10 protein-coding genes are annotated in these 14,941 nt (G+C 39.4%); 1 reads left to right on the top strand and 9 read right to left on the bottom strand.

Going from position 1 to position 14,941, the window contains the following annotated elements; translation table 11 throughout:
- Positions 1–38: 38 nt before the first annotated feature.
- Genes PYS62_RS04040 through def form a run of 4 tightly spaced genes read right to left on the bottom strand, consistent with a single transcriptional unit; the run spans position 39 to position 3,414 of the window.
- The gene (locus PYS62_RS04040) at positions 39–782 is read right to left on the bottom strand and encodes a protein phosphatase 2C domain-containing protein (protein WP_066714266.1); all 744 of its coding nucleotides are present in this window, start codon (positions 780–782) and stop codon (positions 39–41) included.
- Positions 783–816: 34 nt separating this feature from the next.
- On the bottom strand, positions 817–1,923 hold the full coding sequence (gene rlmN / locus PYS62_RS04035) for a 23S rRNA (adenine(2503)-C(2))-methyltransferase RlmN (RefSeq protein WP_315574152.1): 1,107 nt from the start codon (positions 1,921–1,923) through the stop codon (positions 817–819).
- Between the two features lie 16 nt (positions 1,924–1,939).
- Positions 1,940–2,929: a methionyl-tRNA formyltransferase gene (gene fmt, locus PYS62_RS04030; protein ID WP_082714342.1), complete on the bottom strand. Its 990-nt coding sequence runs from the start codon at positions 2,927–2,929 to the stop codon at positions 1,940–1,942.
- A gap of 14 nt (positions 2,930–2,943) precedes the next feature.
- The gene (def, locus tag PYS62_RS04025; protein WP_066714270.1) at positions 2,944–3,414 is read right to left on the bottom strand and encodes a peptide deformylase; all 471 of its coding nucleotides are present in this window, start codon (positions 3,412–3,414) and stop codon (positions 2,944–2,946) included.
- Between the two features lie 155 nt (positions 3,415–3,569).
- Here def and PYS62_RS04020 point away from each other — a divergent pair, with 155 nt between their 5' ends.
- Positions 3,570–4,484: a proline-specific peptidase family protein gene (locus PYS62_RS04020; RefSeq protein ID WP_066714271.1), complete on the top strand. Its 915-nt coding sequence runs from the start codon at positions 3,570–3,572 to the stop codon at positions 4,482–4,484.
- Here the strand turns inward: PYS62_RS04020 and priA are convergent.
- From priA to dxr, 5 genes are read right to left on the bottom strand one after another with little or no spacing between them, the layout of a single operon-like run.
- Positions 4,481–6,589, bottom strand: a complete 2,109-nt coding sequence (gene priA, locus PYS62_RS04015) for a replication restart helicase PriA (protein ID WP_066714273.1) — start codon at positions 6,587–6,589, stop codon at positions 4,481–4,483. The genes PYS62_RS04020 and priA overlap by 4 nt on opposite strands.
- 9 nt (positions 6,590–6,598) lie before the next feature.
- Positions 6,599–11,218, bottom strand: a complete 4,620-nt coding sequence (locus tag PYS62_RS04010; RefSeq protein WP_066714275.1) for a PolC-type DNA polymerase III — start codon at positions 11,216–11,218, stop codon at positions 6,599–6,601.
- 19 nt (positions 11,219–11,237) lie between these two features.
- The gene (ispG, locus tag PYS62_RS04005) at positions 11,238–12,317 is read right to left on the bottom strand and encodes a flavodoxin-dependent (E)-4-hydroxy-3-methylbut-2-enyl-diphosphate synthase (protein ID WP_066714489.1); all 1,080 of its coding nucleotides are present in this window, start codon (positions 12,315–12,317) and stop codon (positions 11,238–11,240) included.
- A gap of 37 nt (positions 12,318–12,354) precedes the next feature.
- Positions 12,355–13,755, bottom strand: coding sequence for an RIP metalloprotease RseP (rseP, locus tag PYS62_RS04000; RefSeq protein WP_066714278.1), 1,401 nt, complete (start codon positions 13,753–13,755; stop codon positions 12,355–12,357).
- On the bottom strand, positions 13,748–14,941 hold the full coding sequence (dxr, locus tag PYS62_RS03995) for a 1-deoxy-D-xylulose-5-phosphate reductoisomerase (protein ID WP_066714281.1): 1,194 nt from the start codon (positions 14,939–14,941) through the stop codon (positions 13,748–13,750). Before dxr ends, rseP begins: the two co-directional genes overlap by 8 nt.

The raw sequence follows: 14,941 nt of genomic DNA, 5'->3' as shown, positions 1-14,941 counted from the left end.
CTAAAATATATCTAAAAACTCATGTTCATTATAAATCTTCAGCCCACTGCTAAGCAAATTACAGTTGCATTATCTTGACTTTTCGTTTTTGCTAATTGCATAAGTGAGCGAGTTGAAGCTTCAGCTGTCATCGCTTGATTCAAAACATTAGCTATCTGCTTTTCTGACAAATAGCCATGAATCCCATCACTACACAGCAATAACTTATCACTACCAGTTAATTTCACAGAGAAAAAATCAGGTGTAACATATGCTGCACAACCAATGGCCTTGGTCAACATATGCCGACCAGGGTGAATTTCATAGGCAGCTTGACTTATTTCGCCAGCTCTTAATAACTGGCTGGCATAGTTATGATCATCACTTATTTTGATCAATTTGTTTTCGTGCCAATGATAAGCCCGACTATCGCCAATATTGGCTATCTGCGTCTGACCATCTTTAGAAACCAAGGCAACAATAAGCGTTGAGCCCATATTTTGCAAAGCTGGCTGATGACAAGCCTCTTTGTAAACAGCAGTATTAGCGGCATTAAAGGCAGCCAACAAGCAAGCTTTATCTTGCCTAGAACTTACATTGAGAACTAATTGGGGCACTAAATAAGCAGCTAAGCTATCAATGGCTAATTGACCTGCAACTTCGCCCCCACTTTCGCCGCCCATACCATCAGCTAAACAGAGAAGATAAGCTTGTCTTTCTTCAAGATATATACAGCGATAGTAATCTTCATTATTACTACGATAATTACTACATATACTATCAGCATATAACCAAAAGTCCACTTTTATCTCCTCTCATTAGTTATAATTAAGCTCACTATTTAGAGCTAAGATGCTTATTAACATCAGCTTCTAATTTTTGGCGTCGCAATTGACCACAGGCGGCAAAAATATCTTGGCCTTTTTTCTGCCGAATTGTCACTTCGACATGCCGCTTCAATAGCGCTTTTTGGAACTGGTCAATCACTTCTTTGGTAGGTGGAACAAAATCAGTTCCAGGTACAGGATTAACTGGGATCAAATTGACGTGACTGACAATTCCCTTGATATAATCAGCTAACAAATTAGCGTCCGCAAGACTATCATTGAAATCTTTGAATAAAGCATATTCAAAGCTCATACGGCGTTTAGTTGCAGCCTGGTAAGCTTTGCAAGCGTTTTTCAACGTTGGCAAATCAAAAGCCTTTGCAATAGGCATGATGCTTGCGCGCTTTTCCTGGTCGGCTGAATGAAGCGAAATTGCCAAAGTAATTGGTAAATTAGCTTCCGCTAGCTTATAGATAGCTGGCACAAGGCCACAAGTTGAAACTGTGACATGGCGTAGACTGATATTTAGGCCATTTTCATCATTCAGCATTTTAAGGAAAGGTACAAGCTCAGCTAAGTTCTCTAACGGCTCGCCAATTCCCATAACCACCACGTGATCAATGCGTGTATCACCCAAATCTTTTTGGATACGATAAATTTGGCCAATCATCTCACCAGCGCTCAAGTTACGCCCATATTTAATTAAGGTAGAAGCGCAAAAAGCGCAGCCCATACGGCAACCTGCCTGTGAACTGATACAGACAGAATTAGCCTTTTGGTAAGGCATATAAACTGCTTCAATTATGTTACCGTCCACCATCTGAAACAGATATTTTCGGCTACCATCTAATTTTGAAACTTTCAGCGCAATCTGCTTGGGATAATCGAGCGTATAATGCGCCTCTAATTCAGCTAACAAACTTTTAGGCAAATTTTTCATCTCGCTAAAAGCGCTAACGCCCTTGTTCAGCCACGACTGAATTTGTTTAGCTCTGAATTTGCCTGCACCTAAGTCAGCCAAGCAAGTTTGCAGGTTGGCATAATCTAAATCATAAAATAATTTATGGCTGGATTTCAGTTTGTCCAGAGCCGTTTGCATACTGTAATTATCAGGCATGAGCTCTCCTTTTGTTTCAACTGTTTAATTGACTTAGCAGCGCAAAATTATGTGCAACTTCTTTAGCTAATAAACACTTAGAACCAGCAAATTGTAATTCACAAATTTCCAACAAGCCATCCCCTGTTCCAACAATTAAACGGCCCTTGTTAGCCAGAACAACACTTGCTAAATCTTGTTTATTTAACGCTAAACTATCAAGATTATGTTTGACTGTAGCGCTTAAATTATCCGGCAAATTAGCTAAATCAACTAAGCGACTTTGATAAATTTTCAAAGTTTTACCCTTGTAGCTACTATAGGCATTGGGCCATGGATAAAAGGCTCTAATCTTGTTATGGATATTTTGAGCCGTTTCTGACCAATCAATCAAACCATCTTCACGTTTGAGCATATGACAGAAAGTCACTTTGGCTGCATCTTGCTCTTTGCCAACAACTTGCTTTGCAAAATATCTATCTAAGAAAGCAACCAAATTCTTAGCCACTAATTCAGCCAAGTCCGCTTCCAAGTCACTGTAAGTCATATTTTCTGAAATTGGTAAACTGAATTGCTGATAGATACAGCCTGCATCCATTGCCTTGACCATTTTCATAATTGTGACACCACTTTCAGCATCACCATTCAAAATAGCTGTCTGAATTGGGCTAGCGCCACGATATTTTGGTAGCAAGCTGCCATGCAAGTTGATAGCACCGCATTTAGGCAAATTTAGCATTGCCTCAGGCAAAATTTGGCCATAAGCAGCTGTAACGATTAAATCAATGTCATAGTCAGCCAAAGCAGCTACACTACTTGGATCCTTACAACTCACAAACTGTAAGCAAGGTATACCAGCCTCTAAGGCTAATTTCTTAGGCTCAGGCATCGTAAGTTCCTGCTTGCGGCCAACTTTTTTGTCTAGCTGTGTCACAACCACAACTGGTTTATACTTTTCAGACGCAATTAATGCTCTTAAAGAGGGCAGCGCAAAACTAGCTGTCCCCATGAAACAAATTCTCTTCATACAATGCTTTCTAACTAATTATCACGATACATCGTACCTGGAATTACATGATCTTTGTATAGTTCACCGTTTAGGTGACCAGTCTCGTGCATCAGGCAAACGCCATACATACCAGTCTCAGTTACCTCAAAATAATTGCCTTCGCGATCTTGTGCTCTGCATGTAACATAACGTGGGCGCTTCACTTCACCCCACCAACCAGGTACACTCAAACAACCTTCAGTATTGACCTGCTCACCTTCAGTTTTAATAATTTCAGGATTGATGTAGACTTTTAAACCTCGTTCATCTTGGAAATCAATGACAAAAATCCGTTTGACGATGCCAACTTGATTAGCAGCCAAACCAACGCCGTTCGAGGTTGCCTGCAATGTATTAATCATATCGTCGATCAATTGCTGGGTCTTAGGCCCAAAATCAGTAACCGGACGGCAAATTTTACGTAAACGATCATCACCTTCATGGACTATTTCTCTTAATGCCATAGAAAACCTCTTAATTTGAAAAATACTTATTTTTCATATTATAGCATAGCCATAAAAGTACCAAAGCAATTTGTAAACTAAAGCCAGAAATTGAATGCTAAGGTGTATACTTCGTATATAAAGTAATAAGCAATGACATATTACTAGGAGGTTTTATGCAAACAGGTACTAAAATTATCACGCTTGATAACGGCTATCATCTATGGACGAACACCCAAGGTAAGGGTGATATTCATTTATTAGCTCTACACGGAGGCCCTGGCGGCAATCATGAATATTGGGAAGATGCTGCTTACCAATTAGCTAAGCAAGGACTAAATGTTCAAGTTACCATGTATGATCAATTAGGCTCGTTATATTCAGATCAGCCAGATTATTCTGATCCAGACATTGCAGCTAAATACTTGACATATGAATACTTTTTGGATGAAGTAGATGAAGTTAGGCAAAAGCTAGGCTTAGATAAGTTTTATCTAATCGGCCAAAGCTGGGGCGGCTTATTAGTTCAAGAGTATGCCGTAAAATACGGGCAACACTTAAAAGGCGCAATTGTTTCTTCCATGGTTGATGAGATTGATGAGTATGTTGAAGCTGTCAATCGCAGACGCCAAGAAATTTTGCCACAAACAGAAATTGATTTCATGCATAAATGCGAAACAAATAACGATTACAATAATCAAAGATACCAAGCTGATGTTCAGATTCTTAACATTAATTTCGTTGATAGAAAGCAACCTTCCAGACTATATCATTTATACGATTTAGGCGGAAGCACTGTCTACAATGCTTTCCAAGGCGATAATGAATTTGTTATTACCGGCAAGCTGAAAGAATGGCATTTTAGAAAGCAATTGAAAAATATTAAAGTCCCAACCTTGCTTACATTTGGCGAAGTCGAGACCATGCCACTTGAAACTGCCAAAATTATGCAAAAGGAAATTCCTTGTGCACGTTTGGTTACAACCCCTAACGGCGGTCACCATCATATGGTTGATAATCCAGATGTTTATTATAAAAATTTGGCTAACTTCATCCGTGATGTAGAAAGCGGCAAACTTAGCTGTAACTAATCAGCAAAGTAAAGGCTAAAACTAACTGGCAGAGGTAGCTTTTGTTGTTGCAACTTATGATAAAGATAAGCAATAGCTGCTTCTGCCTTACTACTAACTTTCACAATCAAACTATATTCCTGATTAATTTTGCGCCAGTTACTAAGTGACGATGGCCAAATCATAACTCCATAGTTCGGCTTTTCTTGATTAATTGCCAAACAGAGTGATTGTAAGGTATTGTTTACACGCTGTAAAAATTCATTTAATTCAGAAGCATTCAGCGTCTTGTGCTTTATTTGTAGCTTAAGCATGCCCAAAGCTTGGAAAGGAGGTAACCCTAAACGTTTACGCCAGATTAGCTGTTGTTTATAAAATCCAGCATAATCGTTATTAATAGCAGCCTGCAAGCAAGCTTGCTTAGGATCGAAAGTTTGTAAAAGCACATGCGCAGCTTGACCCTGACGCCCAGCTCGTCCTGCAGCTTGAGTAATTAATTGAAAGCAACATTCCTCAGCTTGATAATCAGGCATCGCCAATATACTATCGATAGCTAAAATACAGACAAGACCGATATTCGCAAAATCATGGCCCTTAGCAATCATCTGGGTACCTAAAAGGATCTGATATTCGCCTCGCTTAAAGGCACTCAAAATTTGATTGGCTGCCTGCTTTTTCTGACTAACATCTTGATCTAAGCGCGCAATTTTAGCATCCTTAAAATGCATTTGTAAGTATTCTTCTAATTTTTCTGTACCAAAGCCAAAATTGATTAAGCTGCCAGTTTTACATTTAGGGCAGTGACTTGGTAAAGCGTAAGTCTTGCCGCAATAATGGCAGAGTAACTTGTTTATATTTTGATGATAAACTAAGCGAAAGTCGCAGCGCTCACATTGCATAGCTTGTCCACAATCTTTACAAAGATAACAGACATTGTAACCGCGACGATTTAAGAGAAGTAAAACTTGCTCACCTAAATTCAAGCAATTTTGAATCGCTTGTTCTGTCCGTTTTGCCAAAATAAGTTGCGAAATTGTATTTGCTTCCAAACGTAAATCAACCAAATCTATCTTCGGTAATGCCTGCTTATGCACACGCTCTTTTAGTTCAATCAACTGACTTTTGGCTGTACTTGCCCGATAATACGTACTAACATCTGGTGTAGCACTGGCTAGAATTAAGCAAGCGTCTGGCTGCATGCGCAACAATAAGCGCGCAATACTGGCTGTCTGATAATGCGGTATTGTCTCAGATTGATAGGAACTATCATGTTCCTCATCTATGACAATCAAACCTATCTTGTCTAAATTGCTGAACAAGGCACTCCGTGTACCAATCAAAATTTTAATTTGTCCATCTTTAATTGCTTGCTTACAAGACAATTTCTCCCCTGCACTCATCTGACTATGCCAAATACCACACAAATTCGGGAAACGTAAGCTAAAAGTTTGAATCATGGGATAACTTAAATTAATTTCCGGCACTAAAATTAAGCAAGTTTTCCCTTTAGCCAGAACTTGTTTGGCTAACTGCAAATAAATTTCTGTTTTGCCACTACCTGTTACACCATGTAGCAAAAACTCCCTAATTTTAGCCTGACTAATTGCCTTTAAAGCCATCTCCTGTTCTTCTGTCAGTGTCGGCTCTAATTTCAACTTAGCCTGTTCAGTTGGCTCTAACTCAGCCACAATTTTGGCAATATAGCGTTGATACTTAGGCACAGTAGACTTACGCTTAACTGAATTTGCTTTAATTTTTAATTCTTCTCTAACCAAAAACAAATTCAACGCATGCGCCAAGCTACACTGATAGCGCCAGGCAATCAACTTAGCTAGGTCTAATTGCTTAGCTGTTAAAGCTGGCTCTTTACTAATTAAGGAAGCAACATCTTTCAAATTCAGCTTAGTTTCTGCTTCTAAACCTTTAACCTCCCAGACAATAGCGGCCTGTAACTGATTTCCCTTGCCTAGAGGCACAGCCACCAAAGTTCCAACTAAACGTTCGCTCAATTCGCCAAAACTAGAAGTAGCTAAATCAGCTGGCAATAAATTAAGCGGCAAACGATACAACAATTGCTGCTGAAATTTATTCTTTAAAATACTGACAGTTACAGAAATTGCCTCCATCTAGCACCTCTAATTTTGCTGAGCTGCCAAACTAGCTAAATCCATCTGATTTTGCTCGGGCAATTTATCTACGACATGGAAATGCTCCAAAGCTTCCATCGCAGCTTGCTTGACATCAGCTCTGATTGAAAGATCTTCTTTGGCCAAAAACTCGCCATCCTTACGCACTTTAACAATTTGCTCAGCTGTTGACTTAGGGAATTTAGGCATCACGGCAAACGGTGGTCTAACATTATCACCCTCTGGCAAGAAATAGTTAGCATCAGATTTGTAAAGGTCAATTGGCAGCAACTTAACGCCACGCAGCATCATTTCTTCGACAATTTCGAGGATATAATACAATTTCTTTTCGCGTGGATTTAGCTTATTGAAGTTGTTGAAATAAGCTTCCTTACTAGCTCTAATCTCACTTAAACTTTTGCCAATGATTATATCAGCGCTAAATTCATCAATATTGTTGCCAAGCCAGACAGCATAGAACGCCTGCTTACGATAAACTTTGTACCAAGCAATTCGCAACGCTGACATAACATAAGCCACAGCGTGAGCCTTTGGGAAAAGATACTGAATTTTTAAGCAAGACTCAATATACCATTCTGGCACCTTGCACTCACGCATCTTAGCAATTTGCTCATCTGTTAAGCCACGGCCTTTACGCACCTTTTCCATAATATCGAAAGACATCTTGGCCGGTAAGTTATAAGAAAGTAAGGTGGTCATAATATTGTCACGGCAACCAATGACCTGGTCAATTGTACATACGCCATCGTTGATCAAATCACGAGCATTACCGTTCCAAACATTCGTACCATGGGACAAACCAGCTAACTGCACGAGATCGTAGAATGATTTAGGTTTAGTCTCCTCAATCATGCCACGCGCCATGATCGTACCTTGTTCTGGTAGACCGAGGCAGCCGACTTTTTGGAAGTCTGGCTCACTCAATTCCAAAGCCGATGTATCTTTATATAAAGACATAACTTTCGGATCATTAAGCGGAACTGTTAAGAAATCGACGCCTGTGAAATCTTTTAAGCGCTTCAACTGAGTTGGAGCATCATGGCCCAAACAGTCAAATTTCAAAATCGTGTCATGCAACGAATTAAAATCGAAATGGGTTGTATACATTGAACTATCTTGATTATCCGCAGGATATTGAATTGGCGTAAAGTCGTAAATATCGCGATCCTTCGGGATAACCACAATACCACCTGGGTGCTGACCAGTAGTTCTTTTAACACCACAAATGCCGTTTGCTAAGCGTAAGATATTGGCAGCTGTATAATTCTGTTCATGTGTTTCAGCGTATTTTTTCACCACACCGATCGCATTCTTTTCCTGATAAGCTGAAATAGTGCCGGCTCTAAATGTATATTCTTCACCGAACATATTTTTGATAAAGTTATGGGCACGGCTCTGATATTCACCTGAGAAGTTCAAATCAATATCAGGTTCCTTATCACCGTTAAAGCCCAAGAATGTTTCGAATGGAATATTTTGCCCTTCTTGTTGCAAAGGTTTATGGCAATTTGGACAAGCTTTGCGTGGCAAATCAAAGCCGCTATCGTACTTACTATCATTGACAAATTCACTATAATGACAGTCTAAGCAAAGATAATGAGCTGGCAATGGATTAACTTCCGTAATGCCGCACAAGGTGGCAACAAATGACGAGCCAACAGATCCACGCGAACCAACGAAATAGCCATCAGCATTCGATTGTTTAACTAATTTTGACGATATGTAGTACATGATAGCAAAACCGTTTTTGATGATTGAATCAAGTTCACGATGTACACGTTTCTCTACTATCTCAGGCAACTTGCCCTTATATTCATACAAGCGTTTGACTTCCTGCCAAACTAGGTCATGAATTTCCTTGTCAGCTGTTGGAATTTCAGGTGGGAATGTGCCTTCTGGGAAAGGTGGCAAATTATCAATAATTTGTTCTGCTATCTCATTAGGATACGTAATGACGGCATTTTCACGCTCCTCCTCCGAAAGATAATTAAAGCAATCTAACATTTCATTCGTTGTCCGGAAATAAAGACAAGGTGAAAAATCAGCATTCGCAAAGCCATTTACGCTTAGTAACATATTGCGATAAATTTGCTCGTTTTGCTCCAAAAAGTGGCTATCACAAGTTGCTACATAAGGCTTATGATTTTTCTCTGCTAAGGCAATGATCAAGCGATTAATATTAGCTAGATCGTTTTCATCACGAATACCACTACTTTCATCTCTTAAAAAGAAATGATTGTTCGCCAATGGTTGAATTTCGAGGTAATCGTAGAAGCGCGCCATTTTCTTAAATTGATACTCAGACAAGCGCTCTTTGGCCAAAACCATGTTTTTGTTGGCATCACGATAAAGTTTATGCATACTTCTATATACTTCGCCAGCTTCGCAGCTTGAACCTAAGATTAAACCAGCTTTGAAATAGCGCAAAAGTGAGCGTGGGATACGCGGCCTAGAGCTGAAATAATGGATATGGCTTTCAGACACCAAACGATACAAATTATAAAGTCCCAGCTGATCACGACAGAGCGCAATAAAATGCAAAACTTGTTTCGTGCGTACCTTAATTTGCGCTATATCTTCTTTACCGGCTTTTCTGTTGAGGCTAGCTAAATCTTTAATACCAAGTTCAGCTAGTAATTTGATAAAAATCTCGCCACAGCAACGAGTATCATCTAAGGCGCGGTGATGTTGTTTAAGTTCTACATGTAAAGCATTGGCCACTGTATCTAGTTTGTAATTGCTTAAGCCTGTATAAAAGGTCCTAGCCATTTCTACAGTATCAATCAAAATATTGTTGAACTTAATTCTAGCTTCTGTACCTTTAACCAAACTAAAAGCCGCATAACGTAAAAAACTTAAATCGAATAAGCCATTATGCGCTACTAGTGGATCATTACCTAGCCATTCATAAAATTTGGGTATAACTTCAGAAATAGTTGGTTGGCCCACTAAGTCCAAAGATTCAATGCCTGTCAATTGACTGATTTTAGGACTAAGCATGCCGCCAGGATTGACGAAAGTTGTAAACTTGTCTACTTCTTCAAAAACGTTATCCTTATTCAGTTTATAACGCACCGCTGCCAACTCAATTATTTTGTCAGAATGCGCATTTAAGCCTGTTGTTTCCAAGTCGAAAGCCACAAATGATGTTAAAGGTGTATCAGGTATATTCAAGCCAAATGCCACACAGTTACCATCATCAACTAGGTATCCTTCCATGCCGTAAATCAACTTAATTTGCTTACCTTGTTTAGCTAAAGCCTTTTTCTCCTCATACATCAAAGGATATGCTTGCACAACCCCATGATCTGTAATAGCACAGGCTTTATGTCCAAAATGAGCTGCTAATCTGATAATTTCTTTCGGTTCAGCAAAACCATCCTTCGCACTCATCTGGCTGTGACAATGTAATTCGACTCGTTTTTTCTCAGCCGTATCTTCCCGTTTAGCTGGCGCTTCTGCCTTCTTGATGCCTAAAATTCTTGCTTCAAGTTCGTTCGTATAGCGATTAGAACTAGCTTCAACATAAGCTGAAATCCACATTTTCTCTTGTAATTGCTCACTTAAAGGCGTCAGCTTTTCTTCCTTGCCGAACAAAAAACACTGTACTGCCCCATCCACTCCAAACAAGGCAAATTTAATGATTAAATTTTTGCCATCACGAGTTGGATTAGCTTCCAAATTATGCACTTTACCTTTGACCAAAACTTTTTGGCTCTGTATATTAAAATCAGTCAAAGAACTAATATTATCCGTAACTGGCACATGTCCATACAAGAAATTAGGGTCATCGTCTTTAAGCCATTGACCTTGCTTAGCTTTTGTCGCCTTGCTACTAGCTGCCTCTTCACTAGGAAGTGGCACATTGGCATTTTCAGCAGCTTGTTCTTTGATCATGCGTTTTAGTAATTGCTGCTGTTCTTGATAAGCCTGATCTTCTAAATTCGCCTCTGTATCAATTTCAGCTACTTTTTTGATTTGGTAAGCTAAATCAAGATTAAATTCATATTTCAACAAGTCAAACAAACGCTTAAAAAGCTCGCTTGGATAAGAACTATAAAACTGTTCTGGCACTTTGCAGATAAGGCCATCAACAGTTGCTTCAAGTTGCATTATTTGCAAGAAACAATTATCTTTGCCGCTAATTTCAGCTTGTAGCTTATATAAAAGATACGGATAAATACCGATAAAGAACTCCGCCTGCGCCTGTTTAGAAAAGCTTTGCAAAAAATCAGGCTCAAACTGGAAAATCAGCTCAATATTAGCCGCCTCTTTGAAAACCTCTTTAAATATTTTTTCGATAAAACGCAGCAACTTAATGTCGCGAAAATCTTTACTCAGCGAACAGTAAAATTTCAAATTATATTGCTTGTTCTGCTGATTATACAAACTCAAAGCTGCCTGCAAACTAGCTGACTCGATAATCTCGCAGCTGTAATGTTGAATCGTAGCTGGAAAAGCTGCTAAACGTTCTAAAGCCTGCTCGTTTAATTTTTGAAAAACTGGGCAATCATATAATTTAGCAAAATCTTTTAATAAGGCAGCTAAGCTTTTAATTGGCTTAAGCTCCTTTATAGATGTATCTAATTCATTGGCTTGTTCCTGCATTTTTATCACTCTCACCTAATTAAATCTTAGCTTGAGCTGTTTTAGCCTTAGCTTGATCTTGTAAAATTTCTGAAATTAGGGCGTCAATGGCGCCATCTTCTGAAACTTTTTTGATTGTGACACCTTTTTTAAACAAAAGATAGTTACCCTTACCGCCAGCAATGCCATAATCAGCGCCTCTAGCTTCACCAGGGCCATTAACCTTACAGCCCATGACTGCCACCTTAGCATTAACTTTGATATTTGCTAAACGCTTTTCTACTTCATTGGCAACATTAATGAGATCAACTTCCGTGCGGCCACAAGTTGGACAAGAAATAAACGTCAAGCCCTCACTTAAGCCTAATGACTTCAAGATACTGATTGCTGCTTTCACTTCTTCCACAGGAGCTGCTGTCAAAGAAACACGCAGAGTATCACCAATACCCTCAGCTAATAAAGTACCAATTCCAACAGCAGAGCGAATTGTACCTTCACGCAGAGTACCAGCTTCTGTAACACCAATATGAAAAGGATAATCGCAGACATTGGCCATCAACCTGTAAGCCTGAATAGTCAATAACGGAAAGGAAGATTTAAGCGACAAAACAATATCGTAAAAATTTTCTTCTTCTAGCATATTGATAGCCTCTTTAGCACTTTCAACCAGTGCCTCTGCCGTTGGACCACCATATTTGCGTAAAATTTTAGGATTTAAGGAGCCTGCATTCACGCCAACTCTGATTGCAATATGCTTAGCTTTGGCTGCCTGCACAACCTCCTTCAGACCACCATTCATCTTCATATTGCCAGGATTAATTCTAATCTTACAGACATTGGCATCAATGGCTGCCAAAGCTAACTTATAGTCGAAGTGAATATCAGCCACAATTGGCAAAGGTGAATATTTGACAATTTCCTTCAATGCATTAGCAGCTGTGAAATCAGGTACAGCCAAACGCGTCAAATGGCAACCTGCTTCTTTGAGCTCAACAATTTGCTTAAGCGAAGCTTCTACATCACGCGTATCAGTGCTATTCATCGATTGAATAACTAACGGTGCATCTGAGCCAAAGGCAATCTTGCCAGCTTTAACTAATCTTGTTTTTCTACGTTCTATCTCATACATGCTAATTATGATAAACCATATTTTTTACCTAGTGATTAAAAATACGCGCAATATCAAGATAGAGTGTAAACAAAGCTAAGCCGAGAACTAAAGCTAAGCCAAGGTAGCCATATAAATTCTCCCATTTTTCGGATAAACGCTTGCCACGAATAGCTTCGATTGCTAACAAGAAAATTTGCGAACCATCTAGTGGTGGTAACGGAATAAAGTTGCAAATGCCCAAGCTCAGGGAAATTAAGGCAAACATCTGCACAAATCTGAGCAATTTCTCCCAAATTACGAAATTGGCACTATTAATTTGCGAATACAAATTGACGATACCAACAGGGCCAGCAAAGGCATCTCTAACTGGTAACATGCCCTTGAACAGTAAGCCTAAGAGATAATATGTACTCTTAGCAACTGAAAAACAATAATTCCAAGCGTAACCAATAGCTGGGCTGACACCGCTTACAGCCTGTAAATATAAGCCTGATGGAGCTTTAACAGCATAGACTGTCTGCTTTGCATCTACTTCTACTTCTTTTCCAGCGCGTAAGAGCTTGATTTTGCTTGTAATTTCAGAATTAGCTTCAGCTTCACCTGTATAAACTCTAGCTTCAGGGGTGAACTTTTTGCCATCGATGCTCGTAATTACATCGCCAACTTGAATAGCATCATTTTGGGATTGGATGACTTTGAACTTATCTTCTTCAGCCTGACCAATCACATTCAAGCGTAAAAATTTAAGCTTTCTGTCTTGTAAATAGCCTTGCTTTTGGCTGACGGTGCCATCTTTATCCGTATGCTCATATACAAGCAATCGACCTTGTTCGCTAGCTGGGAACTTCTCAGCTACGACAATATCCATGTCTGTTTTAATCTTGAAGCCATTATAAGTGACAATCTTATCACCAGCTTGAATGCCTAGATCAGCTGCTAAACTATATTTCGGTGCTTCTAACAACTGAGTAGTGCTGGAATAAGTAAGTGCAAAATAGATAACAAAGGCCAAGAAACCAGTGATGAGGTTCATGGTTGGACCAGCTGCCATGACAATGAAGCGCTTCCATTTAGCTTGAGCATAGAAAATACCAGCTGCTTTGTCACGCTCTAAAATAGCTTCTTTACTGAGTGATTCATCTTCCAACTTCTCAGTCTGGCCAAGCTCAGGATTAGCAATTTGATTAGGATTTAGCTTTTCATCCATCTCTGGATATTCACCAGCAAACTCAACGGATGCACCAATTGGCAGGGATTTTATACTGTAACGGATGTCATTTTTAACACGACTAAAAATACGTGGTCCCATGAAAAGTGAAAATTCAATAATCTTAAAGCCAAGCAAGCGCCCCGCCACATAGTGGCCAAGTTCATGCAAAAGCATCATCAAGCTAAGTGAAACAAGACCGATTAAGATGCCAACAACTATGTTAAGCAAATTAGACATGTAAATAGTTCCTCACAAAATTTCTATATTTTTGATCAAGTGCCAAAAGTTCTGCTAAATCATGTACTTGATTTATGTTAAGTTTACGACAGTCATCTAATGCCGCTTCTACCGATGTAGCAATTTGGCCCAAACGAATTTGATCATGCAAAAAGCACTGAACTGCCGCTTCATTAGCTGCATTCAAAACTAATGGCGCAATTCCGCCTTCAATCATAGCAGATTTAGCTAAAGCTAAACAAGGAAATTTATTAAAATCAGGCGGATAAAATGTTAAATTACGCGCCCGTTCATCAAAGAAATTGAACGGTTCAGTTAAGCCCTCTAACTTATTGGGATAAAAGATAGCTGCTTTGATTGGTGCTTCCATATTTGGAAAACTCATTTCAGCCGTCACCTGACCATCTTGCCATTCAACAGCAGAATGAATGATTGATTGTGGATGTACAACAACTTGAATATCATCCGCTTTTACCTTAAACAAATAAGCAGCTTCTATCATTTCTAACCCCTTATTCATCATGGTGGCTGAATCAATCGTTATCTTGGCCCCCATCTGCCAAGTAGGATGCTTCAGAGCTTCTTCCTTAGTTGCCAGCGCAATATTGGCAGCTTCCCAGGTGCGAAATGGTCCGCCAGAAGCTGTCAACCAAATTCGCTTAAAATCTGAACGCTCCCCTGCTTTCAGACACTCACTAATAGCTGCGTGTTCACTATCGACTGGCAAAATTATGGCTTTAGATTTAGCCATAGCTTGATCAAGCAAATAACTAGCGCAAACTATACTCTCTTTGTTAGCCAAAGCTAAATCAACGCCTGCCTCCAAAAAGGCCAAATTAGGTGCTAAACCAGCTAAACCAATGATGGCACCAACTGCTAAGTCACAATCATAAGCAACTAATTTGCATGCAGCATCCTCACCCAAAAATACATCTGGTCCTTTGTAAGCATCAGACAGCTTAGCTAAGCTATTTGCCAAATTGCTATTAAAATCAGCTTGTAAATTTTTATCTTCCGTACATAAAGCAACGGCTAACGGCTTAAACTCCATGATCTGCTCGATCAATAAACGCCAATTAGAACGGCATGCTAACGCTATAACTGACAAATTATAATTACGGCAAACTGCCAAAGTTTGTCGACCAATTGAGCCTGTTGAGCCCAAAATACTTATTTTTTTATACAT

The sequence above is a fragment of the Amygdalobacter nucleatus genome (assembly GCF_029167365.1).
In the GTDB taxonomy this organism is placed as follows: domain Bacteria; phylum Bacillota; class Clostridia; order Saccharofermentanales; family Fastidiosipilaceae; genus Amygdalobacter; species Amygdalobacter nucleatus.
This window is presented reverse-complemented; position numbering and strand designations above follow the sequence as displayed.